The 19,498-nt window shown below is 43.8% G+C and carries 22 protein-coding genes; 3 read left to right on the top strand and 19 right to left on the bottom strand.

What is annotated here, in order from left to right:
- The first annotated feature begins 167 nt into the window (after nucleotides 1-167).
- Both ACYQ1I_RS07465 and ACYQ1I_RS07460 read left to right on the top strand, forming a co-directional pair.
- Entirely contained in the window at nucleotides 168-1,571 is a 1,404-nt protein-coding gene (locus ACYQ1I_RS07465; protein ID WP_459763903.1) for a stalk domain-containing protein, read from the top strand.
- Nucleotides 1,572-1,665: 94 nt separating this feature from the next.
- Nucleotides 1,666-2,223, top strand: coding sequence for an S-layer homology domain-containing protein (locus tag ACYQ1I_RS07460; protein ID WP_459763901.1), 558 nt, complete (start codon nucleotides 1,666-1,668; stop codon nucleotides 2,221-2,223).
- A gap of 50 nt (nucleotides 2,224-2,273) precedes the next feature.
- Here the strand turns inward: ACYQ1I_RS07460 and spoIIE are convergent, their stop codons facing one another.
- Nucleotides 2,274-4,634 (bottom strand): stage II sporulation protein E, encoded by a 2,361-nt coding sequence (gene spoIIE, locus ACYQ1I_RS07455; RefSeq protein ID WP_459763899.1) that lies wholly within the window; start codon nucleotides 4,632-4,634, stop codon nucleotides 2,274-2,276.
- 239 nt (nucleotides 4,635-4,873) lie between these two features.
- Between spoIIE and ACYQ1I_RS07450 the strand changes: the two genes are divergently transcribed.
- Nucleotides 4,874-5,053 carry a hypothetical protein gene (locus ACYQ1I_RS07450; RefSeq protein WP_459763897.1) on the top strand — a complete coding sequence of 60 codons (180 nt, stop codon included), beginning with the start codon at nucleotides 4,874-4,876 and terminating at the stop codon, nucleotides 5,051-5,053.
- Here ACYQ1I_RS07450 and sufU read toward each other — a convergent pair.
- The 18 genes from sufU to spoVT all read right to left on the bottom strand — a co-directional run bounded on the left by sufU (nucleotide 5,034) and on the right by spoVT (nucleotide 19,281).
- Entirely contained in the window at nucleotides 5,034-5,456 is a 423-nt protein-coding gene (gene sufU, locus ACYQ1I_RS07445) for a Fe-S cluster assembly sulfur transfer protein SufU (RefSeq protein WP_459763895.1), read from the bottom strand. The two genes, ACYQ1I_RS07450 and sufU, sit on opposite strands and share 20 nt — an antisense overlap.
- Entirely contained in the window at nucleotides 5,446-6,687 is a 1,242-nt protein-coding gene (locus ACYQ1I_RS07440) for a cysteine desulfurase (protein ID WP_459763893.1), read from the bottom strand. Before ACYQ1I_RS07440 ends, sufU begins: the two co-directional genes overlap by 11 nt.
- The gene (sufD, locus tag ACYQ1I_RS07435) at nucleotides 6,671-7,678 is read right to left on the bottom strand and encodes a Fe-S cluster assembly protein SufD (protein ID WP_459763891.1); all 1,008 of its coding nucleotides are present in this window, start codon (nucleotides 7,676-7,678) and stop codon (nucleotides 6,671-6,673) included. Before sufD ends, ACYQ1I_RS07440 begins: the two co-directional genes overlap by 17 nt.
- Nucleotides 7,679-7,689: 11 nt before the next feature.
- A complete protein-coding gene (sufB, locus tag ACYQ1I_RS07430; protein WP_459763889.1) occupies nucleotides 7,690-9,093 on the bottom strand; it encodes a Fe-S cluster assembly protein SufB in 1,404 nt (467 codons plus the stop codon).
- A gap of 27 nt (nucleotides 9,094-9,120) precedes the next feature.
- Complete coding sequence (gene sufC, locus ACYQ1I_RS07425) at nucleotides 9,121-9,870, bottom strand: Fe-S cluster assembly ATPase SufC (RefSeq protein WP_459763887.1); 750 nt, start codon at nucleotides 9,868-9,870, stop codon at nucleotides 9,121-9,123.
- Nucleotides 9,871-10,043: 173 nt separating this feature from the next.
- Nucleotides 10,044-10,970 carry a Ppx/GppA phosphatase family protein gene (locus ACYQ1I_RS07420; protein WP_459763885.1) on the bottom strand — a complete coding sequence of 309 codons (927 nt, stop codon included), beginning with the start codon at nucleotides 10,968-10,970 and terminating at the stop codon, nucleotides 10,044-10,046.
- Between the two features lie 85 nt (nucleotides 10,971-11,055).
- Complete coding sequence (locus tag ACYQ1I_RS07415) at nucleotides 11,056-11,478, bottom strand: S1 domain-containing RNA-binding protein (protein WP_459763883.1); 423 nt, start codon at nucleotides 11,476-11,478, stop codon at nucleotides 11,056-11,058.
- A gap of 98 nt (nucleotides 11,479-11,576) precedes the next feature.
- Nucleotides 11,577-11,876: a septum formation initiator family protein gene (locus ACYQ1I_RS07410; protein WP_459763881.1), complete on the bottom strand. Its 300-nt coding sequence runs from the start codon at nucleotides 11,874-11,876 to the stop codon at nucleotides 11,577-11,579.
- Nucleotides 11,877-11,898: 22 nt separating this feature from the next.
- Nucleotides 11,899-12,411 carry a spore cortex biosynthesis protein YabQ gene (yabQ, locus tag ACYQ1I_RS07405; RefSeq protein WP_459763879.1) on the bottom strand — a complete coding sequence of 171 codons (513 nt, stop codon included), beginning with the start codon at nucleotides 12,409-12,411 and terminating at the stop codon, nucleotides 11,899-11,901.
- Nucleotides 12,412-12,517: 106 nt separating this feature from the next.
- Nucleotides 12,518-12,814, bottom strand: a complete 297-nt coding sequence (gene yabP, locus ACYQ1I_RS07400) for a sporulation protein YabP (RefSeq protein ID WP_459763877.1) — start codon at nucleotides 12,812-12,814, stop codon at nucleotides 12,518-12,520.
- Between the two features lie 67 nt (nucleotides 12,815-12,881).
- A complete protein-coding gene (locus tag ACYQ1I_RS07395; protein ID WP_459763875.1) occupies nucleotides 12,882-13,874 on the bottom strand; it encodes a SpoIID/LytB domain-containing protein in 993 nt (330 codons plus the stop codon).
- A gap of 108 nt (nucleotides 13,875-13,982) precedes the next feature.
- Nucleotides 13,983-14,228, bottom strand: coding sequence for an RNA-binding S4 domain-containing protein (locus tag ACYQ1I_RS07390; RefSeq protein WP_459763873.1), 246 nt, complete (start codon nucleotides 14,226-14,228; stop codon nucleotides 13,983-13,985).
- A gap of 170 nt (nucleotides 14,229-14,398) precedes the next feature.
- The gene (locus ACYQ1I_RS07385; protein WP_459763871.1) at nucleotides 14,399-14,665 is read right to left on the bottom strand and encodes a spore coat protein; all 267 of its coding nucleotides are present in this window, start codon (nucleotides 14,663-14,665) and stop codon (nucleotides 14,399-14,401) included.
- 22 nt (nucleotides 14,666-14,687) lie between these two features.
- Nucleotides 14,688-14,873: a DUF1657 domain-containing protein gene (locus tag ACYQ1I_RS07380; protein ID WP_459763869.1), complete on the bottom strand. Its 186-nt coding sequence runs from the start codon at nucleotides 14,871-14,873 to the stop codon at nucleotides 14,688-14,690.
- Between the two features lie 162 nt (nucleotides 14,874-15,035).
- Nucleotides 15,036-15,314, bottom strand: coding sequence for an HU family DNA-binding protein (locus ACYQ1I_RS07375; protein WP_459763867.1), 279 nt, complete (start codon nucleotides 15,312-15,314; stop codon nucleotides 15,036-15,038).
- A 120-nt stretch (nucleotides 15,315-15,434) separates the two neighbouring features.
- Nucleotides 15,435-16,895, bottom strand: coding sequence for a bifunctional methyltransferase/pyrophosphohydrolase YabN (gene yabN / locus ACYQ1I_RS07370; RefSeq protein WP_459763865.1), 1,461 nt, complete (start codon nucleotides 16,893-16,895; stop codon nucleotides 15,435-15,437).
- Nucleotides 16,896-16,919: 24 nt separating this feature from the next.
- Nucleotides 16,920-18,530 carry a putative polysaccharide biosynthesis protein gene (locus ACYQ1I_RS07365; protein ID WP_459763863.1) on the bottom strand — a complete coding sequence of 537 codons (1,611 nt, stop codon included), beginning with the start codon at nucleotides 18,528-18,530 and terminating at the stop codon, nucleotides 16,920-16,922.
- A gap of 199 nt (nucleotides 18,531-18,729) precedes the next feature.
- On the bottom strand, nucleotides 18,730-19,281 hold the full coding sequence (gene spoVT / locus ACYQ1I_RS07360) for a stage V sporulation protein T (protein WP_459763861.1): 552 nt from the start codon (nucleotides 19,279-19,281) through the stop codon (nucleotides 18,730-18,732).
- Between the last annotated feature and the right edge of the window lie 217 nt (nucleotides 19,282-19,498).

The following is a 19,498-nucleotide window of genomic DNA, read 5'->3' as shown; positions in this document are numbered from 1 at the left end:
AGCACAGGAGTGCTCCATTTTTTTACCCCTTTCGACAATTGTCATAAAAATGAAACAAATAGACTAGAAAAAGAGTTGGTATTAATTCTACAACCTATTTTAAGAGTAAAGTTTTCCTTCTATTAATACGATAATATATATAGACAATTTTTAAGGAGGTTTCTGTCATGCCAAAAAGGACTAAAATAACCATGGGGATGGTACTGGCCTTGATTCTTTTATTTACAAGCCCTGCCTTTACCCAAACCTATAGTCGCAGCATTACCGCATGGTTTAATAACTTGACGGTGGAGCTTGACGGGGAAGCACTATATTTGGAAGATGAACCATTTATTTATAACAACCGAATCTATATGCCCATAGAAGAGCTGACCGATCAGTTGTATATGAATTATAACTATGATGAAGAGAAGGGGGTCATCAAGCTAGAATCAAACCGATTAAATGTAGCCGACCCCAATTCTTCGGTGGTACCTGTGGCCTTCCAGAAGAATTATCAACTGGATAGCCTGAACAGAAGGATTGCCGAGCTGGAAACGGAGCTTAGTCTTTTGAAGACCGGCAGGGTACCCTATCAGCGGATTACATCCCTTTCAGAGATGGAATCTTATTTAAAGAAAAATCTCAATATGCTGGAGGATATTGAAATGACCCTGCAGCTTCGTGCTGTAGGTACCAACCAACTAAGACTTGAGGCCTATTTTGACAGTAAAGATTATACCAGGTGGAGCAACCTTAGCCGCCGGGATATAGAGGGCTGGATTGATCAGATCTTCTATGCTGTTCAGGAGCTTTATAATGATGAGGTCGTCATTCAAGGGGATATTCGAAGAAGCAGCTACCGAGGTACGATTTATGCCTCCTATTGGACAAGGGGCAGCAGACTGTACTATGATTTCCGACTGGCGGAGCATAAGGAAAACCTCCATGCGGATTCTAAAAAGATCGTTGATGCATTGGATAAGCGTTTAAAACGATATGATAATGCAACCTTTACCTATGAGGTCTACGTTAACGCAGATGATGTGGATGTGATTGCCACCTTTAATCGGAACGTGGATAAATGGAGTCCTCAGGTGAAAATGAGATACTTAAAGCGCCTTAAAACAGAAATTGAACGGGTTTACAAGGATGTCAACATCTACGGCCAGTTGGTGGCGGAAAACCAACAGGACCCAATTATTCGATTCAGCTTCGATGGTGATCTGGTTCGCTCAGCCGAGTTGATGGATGAGGTGGAGGCCTATTTAAATAAAAATTACAAAACCTTTAAATATGATGGCGATACCTTTACCTTTAAATATCGAGTAATGGAAGGCTCGGATGATACCCTGACCATTGACCTGGAGGGGAACTTTAACCGCAGCGACCGTGACTGGCAGCGGATTCAAAACAATAGTGAAACCAGGTTCAGGAGATTTATACAGGATGCATATCGCTACGTAGAAGGCCTTTGGGATGTAGACATTTATGGCGAAGTGATTGATAAAAAACTGGAGCATATAACCGACATAGAGTTTTATCGACCAGGCGACAGAGGCTCCAGGGCAGTTCAAAAATTACCCTTTTAATTAAAAAAATGGGCCCAATTGTCATCAAACCTTAATATACATCACCCCCTATCTTTGATATAATTTCAGTAGCATCAGAGAAGGGGGTGTATTTATGCTCAAAAAGATAATTATATTGGCATTAGGCCTGTTGCTGGTGTTCAGCATGACCGCTGCCTATGGCAACACCACCAGTCAGCAGGAAATTGCCGGAGCATACTTAAAGGATTTAGGCCTTTATCAAGGCTATGATGACGGTTCCCTGGGATTGGAAAGACCCATTACCCGGGCGGAGTTTGCCACGTTGGTGGTTCGCATGATCGGAGAAGAAGCTGTTTCAAAAAAACAGGTAGATACGGTTTTTAAAGATGTAAAGGCTAACCATTGGGGTTCAGGCTATATTAATACGGCGGTTAATCGCAAGCTGGTACAGGGCTATAGCGATCAGACCTTTAAGCCCGAAGGAAATATTACCTATGCCGAGGCAGTGACCATGATGATTCGTCTGCTGGGCTACGAAAATACCGCCACCGGCGAATGGCCCCAAAGCCACCTAACCGTTGCCAATAACCTGGGAATGACCAAGGGCTTAAGTTATAATGCCAATCATATTGTCAATCGTGGCGATGTAGCCATCATCATTAAACAATCCCTAGGGATTCAAATGAAATAGAGACATAAAAAAGGCGGAAACAATTTAGTTTCCGCTTTTTTTATGTTTATCTAATGGCTTCTGGTCCCCCACAGCTTGGTTACCAGAACTGTCATGTCGTCCTTTGGCCCGTTGGGGGTATAGCTGAGGGCTTCATGGAGTATTTTATCTGCCAGCTCCTGGGGATTCCGGGTCTTGGTGGCCATCAGGTGGTTCACCAGCCATTCCTCACCCTGCTCTTCGTTTGCCTCCAGAATACCATCTGAAACCATAATAATAAAATCTCCATCCTTTAGCTGCACACTGTTTTCGTGTACCTCAATATCGGTTAAAATACCCATGGGCAAGCTGGCGGAGTTGACAATTTCCACCTTCCCCCCCTGACGCTTGATGAAGCTGGGGGCACTGCCGATTTTAGAGAATTCTGCCCTTCCATTGTGAAGATCAATCACCGCCATATCAATGGTTGAAAAAATTTCTTCCGTTGATTTCAGCATTAACAAGGAATTGATGGTTTTAATCGACATTTCCTTGCCGAAGCCTGCCTCCATCATTTTTTCCAGCATGCTGATGGTGGCACTGGACTGTCGATAGGCCTTGTCTCCGGTTCCCATACCATCACTTAGGGCAATCATAAAGCCATCATGATTTAAGTCACTAAAGGTGAAGGAGTCACCTGAATGAATATTCCCCTCCTTAGTCACCCTGGCCACCTTAGTTACAGCCGTAAATTGCTTGGCCTCCACCAGGGTAAACTGGCAGGCATCGTGGGTGTTGCATTTTCTGTTTTTGCAGGTAAATTCCAGGCCAACAGCCTTGGAAATTACGTCAACATAACGTTCAGTACAGTCTCCGTTTCCATAGCATGACCTTTTTTGTACCTGTATTTCCATTTTCCCCCCTTCATTGGTTGACACCAAAAGCTTTTTGACCGATAATCCCGCCTTGTCCAGTTCCACATAGACGGCATCCTCCAGCTCGGTATCAAAAATAATTTCGCTGTTTAGCTCCTCTGCCAAGTGTAATATGCCATTGGCCACCCCCTTTAGCTGTTCTCCCACCAGCTCCTTGCTTTCCAGGAGCCTCTTTTTCCATACCATGTTTAATCGGCTGAGCTCGTACAAGGTCATCATTTTTTCAGTGACAGCCCTGGTACGAATACATCTTTTTTGAATTTGATCCGGCAGGCTTTGTTCATTCACCTCCCCCTTGGTTTCGATCAACAGCAACAGCTCCTGGAGCCCCTGGTAGGTGTTGAGGAAGTTATTTTCCCAGCAGCTTCGTTTCATTCCGCAGTCACTGCATACACTGATGGCCAGCTTATCTAACAGCAGGCTTAAATCTCGTTGACCGAATTGCTCAATTTGCCGGGTCATATTTTCAAAGGTAGAGGATAGGTCGATAAAGGTATTGGAAAAATCCTTTAACCGATCATAAATACGCAATTGAATTTCTTCCCCGTAGTTTTTGGTGGAATGAATGATTCCCAAAACGGGGCTGCTGTATTTTTGAAGCTGGTCCAACCAGTTGTTGGGAATCAGTAAAAAGATGATAAAGGCACCTATTACCTCTTTGATTTGAATAAACACCTCATAATAGCCATTGATATAAAAGGTTAAAATAACGTTTCCGATCAAAAAGCCCAGGGCACTTCCAATTTTGCCCATGTCCTTAAATATTCCTGCCAACAGCCCGGAAAAGGCAAAAATACCAATTATGATGGGTGGAACGGTGGCGGCAGACATGCTGGTAATAAGCCCCAGGGTCACACCGATGGAGGCCCCTACTCCCGGGCCGCCATTGTAGGCAAATAGGATAGTAATGAGAATACCTAAAATATTTTTTAGGGATACACCCATGACCTCAAGCTCCTTAACCCCTGAAAGGGTTAGGGCCATAAGAATTGCCACGCAAATGATTTCTTCGGTGGCCAATACCTTTCGACGGTTTTGATTGAGGGCAATGGGAATGGCATAGGAAGCGATATAAACTGATACGAAAATGACCAGAGCCTCAAAGACATTCATAAAGAGGTCATACACATAAAATTGATCAAATACCGTAAAAAAGCTGACACTGACTAAATAGATCCCGGCACCCGTGAGGGCTGCCGTTAAGGTTTTAATTTTTCGAGTATTAAATAGATATTGAAAGGTTACAGCAATCAAGGCCAGTGAAAGACCGTAAGGAATGGCCCCTGCGAAGCCCTGTACCGTCAAAATTCCCAGGTAAGTCGATAGGGCGGTGGAAATATATTTTTTATTTTTACAGCATAGGGCTGTGAAAAAGCCAATGCCAAAGGGAGTAAGCTCACCTAGTATACCGGCCCTTCCCAATAAGAAGGCCGTAAGGTTTAAAAAGAAAAGCCCTTTATAATTTAAAAGTGAATAAATCCGTTTTTCAAAGGGATAGCTTGTGGTTTTTTCTGCCATGTTTACACCTTCCTTAACTTATGTAATTAATTTTAAGCCCCAGGAATTTCTGATTGGGAGGCTGTAGGGAAAGTTTAACAGAGGAAGCCTAAAAGATTTGTCAAGAAAAGTGGACAGGCTGAATAAAATGTCAGACAAAAAACCTTAGTATTTGACAAAAATGCCAAGGATCTATAATGATAATCAGGACCTTTTTCCTAAAAGCCTTTGTGAAATAATGGATTCGTATTTCCCGGGAAATGGGATGGGCAATGGCTTTGGATGAGAAATTACGTGAAAATAAAGGGGTTTCAAAATTTGAGGAAGAAGTAAGAAAAACAATAATAAAAGTTGATCAAAAAATGAATAAAAACGATAAACCGACATATACTGTAGGTTTACCGTTTTATCAATCTATGGCTAAGCAGTTTCCTCTATGATTTGCCTAAGGGTGTACCAGGCCAGCAGGGCGCATTTTACCCTGGCGGGAAAATCGGCTACGCCCCTTAAGGCCTGGGCATCCTCCAGGGAGTCGTAGTCTCCGGCTTCCTTTTTCAGCATCCGGGCAAATTTCTCTACCAACACCAGGGCTTCCCTTTTATCCTTTCCCTTGATTAAATCAATCAGCATGGAGGCCGATGCCTGGCTAATGGCACAGCCCACACCATGAAAGGCAGCATCTTGAATGATCTCTCCCTGAAATTTCACCTGCAGTGTTAAGTCATCTCCACAAAGGGGATTATGGCCCCTCTGGCTGTGGCATTGCCCTGTCAGTTGACGGCGATGGGGAGATTTCCCATAATGCTCCATGATGATTTCTGAATATAGCTGGTTAAGCTCCATGGGGAAACCAACTCCTTACCTTTTTAATTCCGCTGATAAAGGCATCTACCTCATCAGGGGTATTATATAAATAAAAGCTGATTCTGCAGGTGGCTGCAAGACCAAGGTATTTCATTAAGGGCTGGGCACAATGATGGCCACTGCGCAGGGCAATTCCCTCTTGATCAAGAATTGTGGCCACATCATGGGGATGAACCCCCTTTACGTTAAATGAAATGACACCGCTTCTGGATTCAAGGGTCAAGGGACCATAAATTTCTATATTGTCCAGCCCTTGAAGGCCTTCGAGGGCCATAGCCGTGAGCTTCATTTCATGTTGATGAATTTTTTCGAGGCCGATCTCCTCCAGATAGTCTATGGCCCTGGCCAGCCCCAGGGAGGCCCCCACATTGGGGGTTCCGGCCTCGAAGCAAAGGGGCGGAGGAGCAAAGGTGGCATGCTGTTCCTCTACCTCGTGAATCATCTCACCTCCAAGATAGAGGGGGGTGATTTCCTCCAGCAGGGCCTCCTTTACATAAAGAATACCGCTGCCCATGGGGCCAAGCATTTTATGGCCTGAAAAAACTAAAAAGTCGCAATCCATTTGCTCTACATCCACCTTCATATGGGGCACCCCTTGGGCACCATCAATTAAAACCCGGGCTCCCCTTTCATGGGCCAGGGGAATAATGTCCTTCAGTGGATTCACCGTTCCCAGTACGTTGGAGGTGTGCTGCAGGGCCACCAGCCGTACCCTTCCCTTCATGAGCTGGTGGTATTCCTTCAGGTTAAAGGTGCCATCAGGGTTTAAATAAACATATTGCAAATTGGCTCCTGTCCTTTGGGCCACCCTTTGCCAGGGTAGCAGATTGCTATGGTGTTCGGCAATGCTGATAATAATATCATCCCCTGGCTGGAGGTGATGGATGGCCCAGCCATAGGCCACCAGATTAATTCCCTCGGTGGCATTGCAGGTAAAGATGACAGAGGCCCGATCCCTGGCACCGATAAAGCTCCTCACGCGATCACGGGCCCCCTCATGGGCCTCAGTGGCTAGGTTGCTAAGGTAATGGGCCCCCCGATGAACATTGGCATTCTCGTTTTCATAATAATTTGCCATGGCCTGGATCACCTGCTGGGGCTTCTGGGTGGTGGCTCCATTATCCAAATAAATAAGGGGACGGCCATAGGGCCGGCTGTTTAGGATGGGGAAATCCCGCCTGATCTTATCTATATCATAGGTCTTCTCCATGGCTGAACCTCCTTGTAATTTCCTGCTGAACCTGATCTCTGACAGCAGCCAGGGGTATTTCATCAATTAACGGTTGGAAGGAACCTTCAATTACCATTCTTTTGGCGTCATCCCTGGTAAGCCCCCGGGTCATGAGATAATACAGCTTTTCTTCCTCCAATTGACCGGCGCTGGCGGCATGGTTGGCCTTCACATCGTCTTCCCCACACAATAAAATCGGTTGGGCATGGGCATGAACCCCCTTATTCAGCAGCAACACCCGCTGCCCCTCCCGGGCCTCAGTTTTTTTAGCGCCCTTTTTAATATCAAGGGTTCCTTTAAAGCAGGATTGACTTTGATCCTTTAAGGCTCCGTGGTTTTTAATTTCACTGACGCTATGGGGCCCATAATGAATCATTTCATAATTTTGCTCCAGCCTTCTGTCTTTATCTCCTAAAAACAAGGTGGTAACCATCACTCGGCTGCCTTGCCCCACCAATTCATTCACAATGGTGGTACTGGCCTCGGCGCTGCCCAATTCAATTGTAAACCAATTCACCACAGCATGGGGCCCTAATTTGGCAATATTGTAATCAGCATGACCATGGGCGAAACCAAGGCGCTGCACCTTGATAACGGTGACATGGGCCCCATCCTCGGCGATTACCAGGCTTCTGCCCTGATGGCTAAATTTTTCATGATCATAATCTGAATCACCCCGGTAATCTATTACGATCATGACCTGGCTGTTGGCCTCCGCCACAATCAGGTGATCCTCAGCCAGATGGGGGAGTTTCTGATCAAGACAATAATTTATTTCAATTGGATTTTTAATTTTAGCTTCCCTGGGAATGCGAAGCATCACCTGGGCATTATTAGATTCCCTGACAATCTTTTTCCATTCATCCACAATTGATTCAGGAAGTCCATCGGTCGACCTCAATTGCTCTACCCCGGCAGCCCTTAGGGCAGCCTCCTGGCAGGGAAAATCATGGGGTTTCGTTTCTGTCATTTTTATACCTCCTATCCAATGGCACCCTCCAGCTCAAGCTGGATAAGTCGATTCATTTCTACGGCATATTCCAGAGGCAGTTCCTTGGCGATGGGCTCCACGAAGCCCCTGACAATCATGGCCTTGGCTTCATCCTCTGTGATTCCCCTGCTCATTAAATAGTAGATTTGCTCTTCACTGATTCGGCCAATTTTAGCTTCATGGCCAATATCGATATCATCGTTTTTTAAATCAATGGTGGGCAGGGTATCGGCCCTGGATTCATTGTCAAGCATTAAGGATTCACACTCTACGTTGGCCTTACAGCCATCGGCATCGGCAGCCACCTTTAACAGACCTCGATAAAAGGCTACCCCTCCGTTTTTTGAAATACTTTTGGAAACCACCCGGGAGGTGGTATTGGGGGCCAGGTGAATCACCTTGGAGCCCGTATCTAAATATTGTCCCTTGGAAGCAAAGGTAATCTGGGTATGATCTACCCTTGCCCCTTCTCCCTTTAAAATTGTGGAGGGATACAGCATACTTACCCGGCTGCCGAAGGAGCCTGAAACCCATTCCATAATACCGTCTTTTTCTACAATGGCCCGCTTGGTATTCAGGTTATAGGTATTCCGGCTCCAATTTTCGATGGTGCTGTACCGAAGCCTTGCTCCCTGTCTGACAAAAAGCTCTACACAACCGGCATGGAGGTTGTTAACGGAATACTGGGGAGCCGAGCAGCCTTCAATGAAGTGCAGCTCCGCCCCCTCATCGACAATAATGAGGGTATGCTCAAACTGACCGGAACCCGGTGCATTCATTCTGAAATATGCCTGAAGGGGAATTTCTACCTTTACCCCAGGCGGCACATAGACAAAGCTGCCTCCGCTCCAGACCGCCCCATGGAGGGCGGCAAACTTATGGTCTCCCGGCGGAACGCACCGGGTCATAAAGTGGGCCTTCACCATTTCTTCATACTCCCTCAGGGCCGTTTCCATATCAAGGAATACCACCCCTTCCTTGGCCAGTTCAGACCTCATATTATGGTAAATCACCTCTGAATCGTACTGGGCCCCTACCCCTGCCAGGGCTTCCCGCTCTGCCTTGGGAATTCCCAGCTTTTCAAAGGTGTCTTTAATATCGTCGGGAACAGCCTCCCAGCTATGCTTCATTCCTGTATCGGGCTTTAAATAGGTGACAATTTCATCCAGGTTTAAATTGCTTAAATCTGGCCCCCAGGTGGGTACAGGCTTCTTTAGATACAGGTCTAAGGACCTTAGCCTAAGGTCCCTCATCCACTGGGGCTCATTCTTTTCATGGGAAATGGCTTCAACGATTTCCCGATTCAAGCCCTGCTGGCTCTTATAGCTAAACCGTACTTCATTTTTCATGTCGTAACGGCTAAAATCGATATCTTCTACCTGGGTTTTGCTCATTACTTATGACCTCCCTATCATGATCTTCTAGGCATATGTCTGCTTAAGGCCTTCATAGCCTGTTTCCTCAAGTCTCTTTGCCAGGGAAGCATCACCGCTTTGAATGATTTTTCCCTTCATTAAAACATGAACATAGTCTGGCTGAATGTAATCTAAAATTCTATTGTAATGGGTAATAATCAGTACCCCGGTATCAGGCTCCTTTACCTTTTTCACTCCTTCTGCAACAATTTTCAGGGCATCAATGTCCAGGCCTGAATCGGTTTCATCTAAGATGGCTAGCTTAGGTCTTAAAATAGCCATTTGTAAAATTTCATTTTTCTTCTTTTCGCCTCCGGAAAACCCTTCATTCAAGTACCTGTTGCTATAGGTCTGGTCCATATTCAAGAGAGCCATTTTTTCCTTCAGCAGCGACTCAAACTTGAAAATAGAGATATTGTTTCCGGTTACAGCCTGGTAGGCGGTGCGCAGAAAGTTTTGAACCGTTACCCCGGGAACTTCCTCTGGATATTGAAAGGAGAGGAAAATCCCCCGCCTGGCCCTTTCGTCGGGAGAAAGCCCATTAATTTCTTCCCCTTGAAAATATATATGACCTGAAGTGACTTTTCCCTTAGGGCTTCCCATAATGGTATTGGCCAGGGTGCTTTTACCCCCTCCATTGGGCCCCATGATGGCATGTATTTCCCCGGGCTTAACCTCCAGGCTTAACCCCTTTAATATTTCCCTTTCTTCGATCTGAACCCCTAGGTCAGCAATACGAAGTAATGCTTGCTCCATTTTTACCGCTCCTTTAATGAGATTATTAATTCCGAGCTACGCACTCGGGATTATATTTAGATTTTACCATAAAAGCTCTAATAAAAACAATAATCATTATCAATATTTGTAAAATTGATAATGATTATTCTTCCTAAAGCCTATTTATTTGCCATCTATCCTTCAATTGACGTTTAAATGGGTTGGTTTAACAGTTTTTCATAAATAATCCCTTCTAAATTATCGTATTCACTGACAACCAGTTCATCGACCCTTAATAGTGCCATGGCGGTGGTCATAATGGTAGTACCGGCTAAAATAATATCTGCCCTTTGGGGCTGTAGCCCCTTTAATTGTCTTTTTTGGGCAATGTTCATTTTCTTTAGTCTTTCTCTAAATGACTCCATTGTATTGAAGGGAATACGATACCCATGGACCTTGTCTGGGTCATAGGGGTCCAATTGCTGGCACATGGCGGCTATGGTGGTGGCGGTTCCGCCTATGCCGGTTAGTTCTTTAATTCCTTGATCTGCTAGTGTTTTAATGGGAGCCAGCAATTTTTTAATTTCAGCCGCTAAACCCTTATATTCTTCCTCTGAAATGGGGTCTGTGGCAATCAGCCGTTCTGTCATACGAAGGGCCCCCACATTGTAGCTCCTGGCGGTTTTAATGGAGGCGCCGGCTCCAACGATCACCTCTGTGCTGCCCCCGCCAATATCAATAATGGTTAGGGAATTTTGCTCCGCCGAGCCCATTAAAACCCCCTGATAGCCTAGTTGGGCTTCATGGCTGCCATCGATAATTTCAATGGTAATTCCCGTTTCCTTCAGGGCCCTGTCAGCAAAATCTTGTCCATTTTTGGCATCCCTCACGGCACTGGTGGCAATGGCCCAAACTTCCTCTGCACCAAAGTTTCTGGCCTGGCTTACAAATTCTGTGAAGGCTTGAATATTCAGGGCCATTCCCCTATCGGTTATGTAGCCCCCTGCATCTACCGAACGACCAATTCGGGTAATTTTCAGGTGCTTTTCCCGGCGAATGAAACGATTGTTTTCTACCTCAGCCAATAAAAGACGCATTGAATTGGTGCCTATGTCAATGGCAGCACATTTTTGAATCATTTTTGACCCTCCGTTTCTTTAAAACAATTTTCATACATTGTAAATCGTGGTTACATAAGAAAAAGCCGACTTCGTCGGCTTGAATTTATTCTTTAAACACTTTTTTTCCATGTCCATTTCCTCTGCGATTACTTTTGCCCTTGCTCTTTAATGACTGCATTTTTTCATCGCTGTCTTTTAAAAATCGGTTAATTTTGTCTTCAAAGGATAAAGACTCGACTTCACTTCGAGCTGACCAATCAAACTCGGCAGGCTTTACTACCCTCTTTTTAGGAGGCGCCGCCTGTTTTATGGATAAACTAACCTTGCCGTCCTTTTCAACGGACAAAACCTTTACCTTTACCTGTTGTCCCTGCTTTAAATACTCGTGAATGTTCTTAACATAGTCATTGGCTACCTCGGAAATGTGTACCAGCCCTGTTTTGCCTTCTCCTAGATCGATGAAGGCGCCAAAGTTTGTTATCCCAGAAACAGTGCCTTCAAGTACATTACCTACCTCTACCGGCATAAATTTAATATTCCTCCTTCTAAAGTTTCAATCAAGCATCGATTATAGTATATATCAGAATTATTATATCATAAGTAGTTAAAAAGGTATACTTTTTTTTATTTGGCGCCTTTTCCCAAATCGATAAAGAGAACTTCATCCTGACCGATCATTTTTAATTGTTCCCGGGCAATCTTTTCAACGTGCTCATCGGAATTGGCAGCGTCTATATCGGCCTGCATTTCATTCAGCTCTTCTTCCATCAATTCAATTTTCTTTTGATTTTCGGCTTCTACCACCCGCAGTTGATTCATTTCCTGCTGCTGTTCGTAAAGGGTATATACCACATAGCCACAAAGGAAAAGGGCAGCCATGATAAAAAGCATTCCACTTAAGTTCTTTCGTCTTTTTTTTGCCATCCAATTGCCCCCTCCCACCTGTCTATTTCTTTTTAATATATCGACTAAATCCCTTCTTTATATCCTTTACGTAGCTTACCGGAATTTTCATTACTCTCTTTGACTTATAGTATAATGGTTTCGTCTTTCTTTTACAATAGGAATATGGTACAGAAATCAGACAAAAACCGACCTGAAGGGGATAAAGAAGTAGCTTCCATAAATCCCCTATTAATTCCTTTATTACCCTGATCATAAACAAAAGGGTTTGTATGATTTTAGCGCTTAATAAATAATGATAAATCAACACACCAATAACAAAGCCAAGAAAGTTATAAAAGCGCAGATCACCCTGATTGCTGATGATCAGCACATAGAAGGCCACAATGGAGATAATGGTCCAAAATAATATATCCTGTAAATAGGTGGCGATTTTTTTGGGATGAAATAATCCTCGAAACACCTTATACAGATCATAAATAAAACCGATTAAAAGCCCGCCATAGATGGTTGCCAGTAATATGTAGGCTTCATGATAAACGGAATACATGCTCATTATAATCACCTCAACAGGATTTGTGGTATCTTTCTATCCTATGATAATCTACTGAATTTGGTGAATGTCCCATAAAAAAAAGCTGCCAATTTTTTTATATTGGCAGCTATTTAAACAATTTACCTAAAAAGCTTGATCCCTTTGATCCAAAGCTATCTCTTTCACTGTAGACCATCGACTGAATTTTTCCCTCGATAATGACGTTTCCGTCTTCTAAATTCAATTTATTTACATCCAGTTCTTCTCCTTTAATTGTCAGTACACCGGCTACTGTTTCTACAAGAATTAGTTCGTTGTTGAAGCTGTTAACATGCTCAACACCTGAAACCGATAGCTTTTCCCGATTCTCCAGGATGACATTATGGCTTCGACCTCGGGTATTTTTTCGCTCTTCCATTGCCATCACCTTCCCCATCCTTCCTTCATCTATAACTATGAGGTATGGAAAGGTTTTAGAACTGAAACTTAGACTATTCCCACATTTTAACGATCCTGATATCCTTAAAATAGTGCTGAATAATGGCCTCGGCATCCTTACCCTCCTGGGCCATTTGATAGGCACCCCATTGGCTCATGCCAACCCCGTGGCCATAGCCCGTTCCCTCCATGGTCACCTGATCACCAGAGACAGAAATATTGGTCAGCCGGGTTGACTTCATACGGGTGCTGTCTAGGGCCAGTCGAAAGGCGGGAGCTGCCACGGTAACGTCTCCGATCTGAATTTGAGTGGCCCTGCCCGATGGTCCCCATTCTGTCACCTCAATATTATCAAAGTCTTTAATTTCATGACCTGACTGTTGGGCAGCCTGAATAATTTCAGCCTTGGTAAAGGTTTCCTTCCAATTGGCATCCTCTGGCGGAGCCTCCTGAGAATCCTGGGAATCTACCACTTGAATATAGGGGGGGACTGATTCGTCAAAGCCTAAGCCTTCGATGGCAGTGGCTGTTTTACCGCCTCCATGGGCATGGAACCAGGCTTTAATATAATCATTATCATAAAGGGCCACCTGTCCCCGGGTACTTTCTACGGCCTGTTTAATACGGTCATTTACTTTTGAAGCATCATAGGCCTGGGCCTCTTCAATATCTGTAGAAACATGTGCCCCTTCATATTTAGACCCTCCCTTATCTGTAATGAATTCCATAACAAAGGTACGGGCCAATATGGCCTGGGCCGCCAGGGCTTCTTCAGGGAAATCTGGGTTCATCTCTCCGGCCAGAACACCGGTTAAGTACTCTTCAAATTTCATCTCCCTTATCTGTCCTTCATCCACCACGTGAACCTTCAAAACAGGCTCTACACCTTCGCCCTGACTGATTTGCTCTGGTATAGGGGGAATATTTTCTTCAGCCTTCTCCTGGCCCGGTGGCCTTTCCACCGATCTGCAACCAGCAACGGAGAACACCATCAGTAAAGTAATTAAAAATAGGTAAATGCCTTTATTCCGTTTCATCCGTTTCATTGGATTCCTCCTTACGATTAAAAGATTAAAAGATTGACAGACTGCTTTCCTTAATCTTTTAATAGTATTTGAAAAAAGGCATTTTATATACGATAACCTCTGTAATTTCTACTCCTCGATGACCCGGTACATTTCCTTAGCCCCATCCTTGGTGACATGTTCAGCCACATGGGTGATTTCGGCCTTAAACACCTTGTCACCAAAGCGTATTTCAATGATGTCTCCCACCGAAACCTCGGTTCCCGGTTTGGCAACCTTGCCGTTGAGCATCACCCTGCCGCTTTCGCTGGCCTCTTTGGCAACGGTTCTTCTTTTAATAATTCTTGAATTCTTTAAGTATTTATCTAAACGCACGATAAACCCTCCTGCTATGTAGTATTAAGCTTCTAGTCAGCTTATAAAAGGCTTCTACCATAAGTATATAGGATTTATGTTTTTTAAACAACCCGCCCAGGTATGGTAAAATAGCAGACAAGATAAAAAATGATTAGTACCTTGATACTAATCATTTTTTATCTTGTATTTTAGTGTGGTATGTTGTTCATTCCCTGGCTAAGTTCTGATTTAACCTGTTGCACCTCTTGAGGCGGAGCAGAAGATGCAGGCTTATAATAGCCTTTTTGTTCAGCAAGTTGATACAGGCTGTACTGGAATTGTTCATCACTGTTTCTCATTTGCTGAAGCATTTGTCTTAGGCTTTGATTGGAAGCCTCACCGATTGTTCTTGTATAGTCGGTCAAGCCTGCCTTTGTCATTGTTAAAACATCATTTACCATATCCTTATCTTGCATTACGAATACCTCCTTTTCTTAATTATTGTAGAAATGTCATTAGCTTTTGAGCACTATTCTGTGCTGACTGGGCTGCCTGCTGGAACATTTGCTTTACTTGCTGGTCTTGGCATTGCTGTGCATAGTCGTTAAGCTTGGCCGAAATGGTTTGATGGCTGCCTATTAAGTGTCTAAGGTTTTGCAGCTCCATTTGATTTAGTTGTTGCATGAAGATCGACTCCTTTCTCAAATGTTTTAATGTGTATTTCAACCTTATTATGGGCCAGTAGGCAAAAATTATACAACAATTATAAAAAAGGAACAGGCTAATTTAGCCTATTCCTTTTACAATCAAGCTTAAATAAAAACCAGGTCAGCGACCTGATTTTTATTAACCATTAATTTTTTCTTTTAATGTTTTACCAGCTTTGAAAACAGGTGCTTTAGAAGCTGGAATATCAATAACTTGCTCTGGATTTCTTGGGTTTCTACCTTGTCGTGGCTTTCTTTCTCTTACATCAAAAGTTCCGAATCCTACTAATTGTACTTTGTCTCCAGCCACTAATGCTTCTTCAACGCTTTCCATGAAAGAATTTAAGGCCAGTTCTGCATCCTTTTTAGTTAATGCACTTTTCTCTGCAATCTTAGCAACTAATTCAGCTTTGTTCACTTATAAAACCTCCTTAATAATTTAGAATACGTATAGTCATATTCTCTTTAAATTTTGAAAATCCTTCTTTTTAAATGATTTTTGCTATTTTTTTTGTATATTTTTGAGGATTTTAGAAGATTATGTATGGTTTTTTCTCTTTGCTTCCTCCCATAGGATGTCCATTTCTGCCAGGGTCATTTCCTTTAATGCCTTCCCGGTGTCCTTTGCTCTTTCCTCAATATAAGAAAATCTTTCGATAAACTTCTGGTTGGTCAGGTTTAATGCTTCCTCTGGCTCAACCTTTAGAAATCTGAGGAAATTGACAACGGCAAATAGTAAATCGCCCCCTTCACCCAAGATTTTTTCTGCAGCTCCCTCCATGATGGCCTCTTTTAATTCCTTCAGCTCCTCTTCAATCTTTCCGGCAGTTTCTTCAAGGGTGTCCCAATCAAAACCAACCTCAGCAGCCTTTTTTTGAATTTTATAGGCCCTCATCGTTGCAGGCAGTTGCTTTGGTATCAATTTCATTGATTCTGTTAGGCTGGTGATTTTCTTTTCTTCTCGCTTACTGGCTTCCCATGCTTCAAGGGCCTCATCCTGGTTATTGGCCTGGGTATCCTTAAATACGTGGGGATGCCTAAAAATTAGTTTTTCACATATGCCCCGAATCACATCCCCCATGGTGAAGGCTTGTCTTTCCTTGGCAATCTGACTATGGAAAACCACCTGAAGCAGCAGGTCCCCCAGCTCCTCCTCTAATAGGAAATCATCCTCTAAATCGATGGCCTCCAGCACCTCGTAGGCTTCTTCAATTAAATAGGGCTTTAGACTCCTATGATTCTGCTGGATATCCCATGGACAGCCATCTTTACTCCTTAATATTTCCATGATTTCTATTAAATTATTCATATTATAGTATTTTTTTTCTAGGGTGTCAATGCTTGGTATATAAACACTTGTCAGGTAATCGATCCATTCCAGACGATCCAGTTGATAGAGCGGAATCCGCTCAATTCGCTCAAGGGTTGAAGTTCCAGCATTTTTCACCACAACAATCTCTTGATCATCATGATAATAGTCCATCAGCCTCAATTTTACCTGGGAAGCAATAAAGGGATCATAAACCTGGGTAATGATTGTGGCTGTGGATGGGTCTGGTTCCTGCCGATCCAGCTGCAGGCCGTCAATTAACTTAAAGCCTGCCACAGGGTCTAGCCCCACGGCAGGAAGCATCACATCGATAAAGCTCATGGCAGGATGCACCTCTACGGGAATTTGCTGAACCCTGGCCGCCACCATAAGCCTTTCTACGGTGCTTTCAGCCACATAGGGATGCCCAGGTACGGCATAAAGCACATCTTCCTCCTGGGCGGCCCCTAACAGTGCCATTACAATTTGATCATATACTTCATCAAAGCTGTCAAATGTTTCGTAATAGGAATCAAATGCTTCATATGTGATATCCTTTAGCAGCGCCACCGTCGGATGGTGCATTGTTCTTAAAAAAATTCTTTTATGTCTTTTCATTTCGTTAAGAGCAGCCAGTGTCACATGTTCTAAAGCCCCTGGCCCCAGCCCAACCACTGTTATTTTCCCCATGGTTTTTCCTCCTGAACACTTAGCTTATTCATTGTGCTTTTTAAGCAGCCTAGATCGCTTTAAGACCTTCGCCAGCCGGGTTCCCCCCGGCAACAGTTCGAAATCTGCTTCTGTAATGGCTCCCGTCAATAAAAGGGCCAGCCCGTACACCACAACCCCTACACCGATGGCCATAACGGTTGCAAGGTTATTGCCCACCGTTGGGTATATCCCCCGGTAGCTTAGACTAACTACCAAACCCATGGCAATAACAGAGGTTAAGGGCTTTACAAAAAACTGTACGGGGTTAAAGGTAGTTCCGGTGTATCGTTTAACAGCAATAAAATTTAATGTAGAGGCCACTAAATAGGCCGATACGGTACCCAGGGCCGCCCCTTTAACATTCAGGGCAGGAATTCCCGTCAAGGTGTAGGTAACAAAAAATTTAACAATAGCACCAATCATTAAATTTCTCACCGGTACCGCCGGTTTTCCAACCCCCTGCAGTACTCCTGTTAGTGTTTGCAGCTGTGTTAAGAAAAATACAGCCATTGACATAAACAGCAGGATCTCGCCGGCCGAAGCGGCTTCGTTGGGGAACAGCAAATTCATAATCGGCCCCGACAAAATTGCCAGGCCCACCGAAGCAGGTAACCCAATCAAGAGGGACACTCTAAAGGCAGACTGGGTGTCAGCCTGTACAGTTTTTCGGTCTTTATTGGCCGTGGCCTCAGCAATAACCGGTACCACACTCATGGAAAGGGCCACAGTAAACACCTGGGGCAGGTTGATGAGGGTGGCAGCCATTCCTGTCAATTGACCGAAAAGGCTGTTGGCCTCCTCATAGGAAAAGCCAATGGCCTGTAGTCTTCTTAAAACGATCATGGTATCAACAATATTAATCAAGGGCATAACGGCCCCCCCAATGGTAATGGGAATGGCCACCTTTAAAAGGTCTCTGATAATGACCCTGGTGGGAGCCTCTTGTTCATCAGGTAATCGGTCAAAGGAGGATAAAATTTTCCTTTGAGATCTTCGATAAAGATAATAAATAATTAAAAAGCCAAAAACGCCCCCAACGGTGGCCCCAAAGGCAGCCCCTGCAGCAGCAAGTTCAATTCCCCGGTTTAAAAGCAGCACTGCCAGCAATAAACCAATCAATACTCTGCCGAATTGCTCCGCCACCTGGGAAAGGGCAGTTGGCGTCATATTTTTCATACCTTGAAAATACCCTCTGAAGGCAGCCATGGCAGAAACTACCAGCAGGGCAGGAGCCAGGGCCATTACTGCGTAATAGGCGTTAGGGCTTTTTACAATATGATTGACTATGTAGCCAGCTCCAAGGGCAAGAATCAATGAGCTAATGGTTCCCAAAGACAGTAGTATCTTCAATGAGGTTTTAAAGACCTTATGGGCTGCTGCATTGTCTCCCTTTGCTCTTTTTTCCGATACAAGCTTTGATATGGCTGTTGGAAAGCCCTGGGTTGAAAAGGAAAGCAAAAATGTATAAATTGGATACCCCACCTGAAAATAACCTAATCCTTCGGAACCAATAATCCGCCCCAAAGGAATTCGAAAAAAGGCACCCAGTACTTTTATAATCATACCCGCTATCCCCAAGACAGCGGCACCCTTTAAAAAGGATTCTTTTTTCATAAATACTCCTCCCACTCTTTTCAGTCAGAATCTATTATAGCAGACTTTAACCATTTCGTATAGTACGGCCCCAAGTACCTTGTATCACCTAAATAAACGGGTTAGCCCTGGTCGAATTCCGACGGAAGGTTAGGCTTTAGAAAAATTTAATAAATAATTTCAGACAATAAAAAACCCGGCTTCCACCGGGATTAAATCATTATTGCTCCATTTGCTTTGATAGGAAGGCAGCAGCAGTCATGGCAATTTTCTTTTCGGTATCGCCCATGCTTGTCCCCTTATCCCTGGAGCAAAGAATTACTGTTCCAATTGGATCTCCCTGGGTCACAATGGGGGCAATTACCTGGGCGGTATATTTCCCTTCATCGGGCTCATCGGAAGCAATTGGACAATATTGATCACCTTGATTGGCTACTACCACTTCTCTTTCATCCATCAGCTTTTCCAGGGTCTTACTAACCCGTTTATCTAAATATTCCTTTTTGGAAGCCCCTGCTACGGCTATGATGGTATCACGATCTGTGATGATGGCAATATGGCCCAGGGCCTCTTGAAGGGATTCTGCATATTCTGTAGCAAATTCGGTCAATTCCCCAATGGGTGAATATTTTTTTAGGATGACCTCTCCCTCTCGATCAGTAAATATTTCAAGTGGATCTCCCTCTCGAATCCTAAGGGTTCTACGTATTTCCTTGGGGATTACAACTCTACCTAAATCGTCTATTCGCCTAACAATTCCTGTCGCCTTCACTCCTATTACCTCCTAAATTTAGTAGAATTTATTGTATCAATATTATTTTACCAATTATAGTTTTTTATGCATTTGGGTTTAAAATCTATTGGATTAAAATAGTATACGAACAATGTGGTAATTTTCAAGGACTACAGGAACATTCTATTTGAATTTTCGAAAATTAAGCCTTAAGAATTAGAAGAAATTTTCCTCTTGTTGAAATCAATATACTGAA

The organism is Alkaliphilus crotonatoxidans (genome assembly GCF_054658015.1).
Note: the sequence above shows the minus strand (reverse complement) of the source record. Positions and strands in the feature narration are given on the sequence as shown.

Excerpts from the sequence above, each read along its gene's own strand:
- sufD (WP_459763891.1), bottom strand. The coding sequence starts at position 7,678 with ATGACAGAAACGAAACCCCATGATTTTCCCTGCCAGGAGGCTGCCCTA.
- ACYQ1I_RS07440 (WP_459763893.1), bottom strand. The coding sequence starts at position 6,687 with ATGGAGAAGACCTATGATATAGATAAGATCAGGCGGGATTTCCCCATC.
- ACYQ1I_RS07365 (WP_459763863.1), bottom strand. The coding sequence starts at position 18,530 with ATGAAAAAAGAATCCTTTTTAAAGGGTGCCGCTGTCTTGGGGATAGCG.
- yabQ (WP_459763879.1), bottom strand. The coding sequence starts at position 12,411 with ATGAGCATGTATTCCGTTTATCATGAAGCCTACATATTACTGGCAACC.
- ACYQ1I_RS07410 (WP_459763881.1), bottom strand. The coding sequence starts at position 11,876 with ATGGCAAAAAAAAGACGAAAGAACTTAAGTGGAATGCTTTTTATCATG.
- sufU (WP_459763895.1), bottom strand. The coding sequence starts at position 5,456 with ATGGAGCTTAACCAGCTATATTCAGAAATCATCATGGAGCATTATGGG.
- ACYQ1I_RS07415 (WP_459763883.1), bottom strand. The coding sequence starts at position 11,478 with ATGCCGGTAGAGGTAGGTAATGTACTTGAAGGCACTGTTTCTGGGATA.
- spoIIE (WP_459763899.1), bottom strand. The coding sequence starts at position 4,634 with ATGGCAGAAAAAACCACAAGCTATCCCTTTGAAAAACGGATTTATTCA.
- ACYQ1I_RS07460 (WP_459763901.1), top strand. The coding sequence starts at position 1,666 with ATGCTCAAAAAGATAATTATATTGGCATTAGGCCTGTTGCTGGTGTTC.
- ACYQ1I_RS07465 (WP_459763903.1), top strand. The coding sequence starts at position 168 with ATGCCAAAAAGGACTAAAATAACCATGGGGATGGTACTGGCCTTGATT.
- yabN (WP_459763865.1), bottom strand. The coding sequence starts at position 16,895 with ATGGGGAAAATAACAGTGGTTGGGCTGGGGCCAGGGGCTTTAGAACAT.
- ACYQ1I_RS07385 (WP_459763871.1), bottom strand. The coding sequence starts at position 14,665 with ATGCAAGATAAGGATATGGTAAATGATGTTTTAACAATGACAAAGGCA.
- ACYQ1I_RS07380 (WP_459763869.1), bottom strand. The coding sequence starts at position 14,873 with ATGCAACAACTAAATCAAATGGAGCTGCAAAACCTTAGACACTTAATA.
- yabP (WP_459763877.1), bottom strand. The coding sequence starts at position 12,814 with ATGGCAATGGAAGAGCGAAAAAATACCCGAGGTCGAAGCCATAATGTC.
- ACYQ1I_RS07420 (WP_459763885.1), bottom strand. The coding sequence starts at position 10,970 with ATGATTCAAAAATGTGCTGCCATTGACATAGGCACCAATTCAATGCGT.
- ACYQ1I_RS07450 (WP_459763897.1), top strand. The coding sequence starts at position 4,874 with ATGGGATGGGCAATGGCTTTGGATGAGAAATTACGTGAAAATAAAGGG.
- sufC (WP_459763887.1), bottom strand. The coding sequence starts at position 9,870 with ATGGAGCAAGCATTACTTCGTATTGCTGACCTAGGGGTTCAGATCGAA.
- sufB (WP_459763889.1), bottom strand. The coding sequence starts at position 9,093 with ATGAGCAAAACCCAGGTAGAAGATATCGATTTTAGCCGTTACGACATG.
- ACYQ1I_RS07395 (WP_459763875.1), bottom strand. The coding sequence starts at position 13,874 with ATGAAACGGATGAAACGGAATAAAGGCATTTACCTATTTTTAATTACT.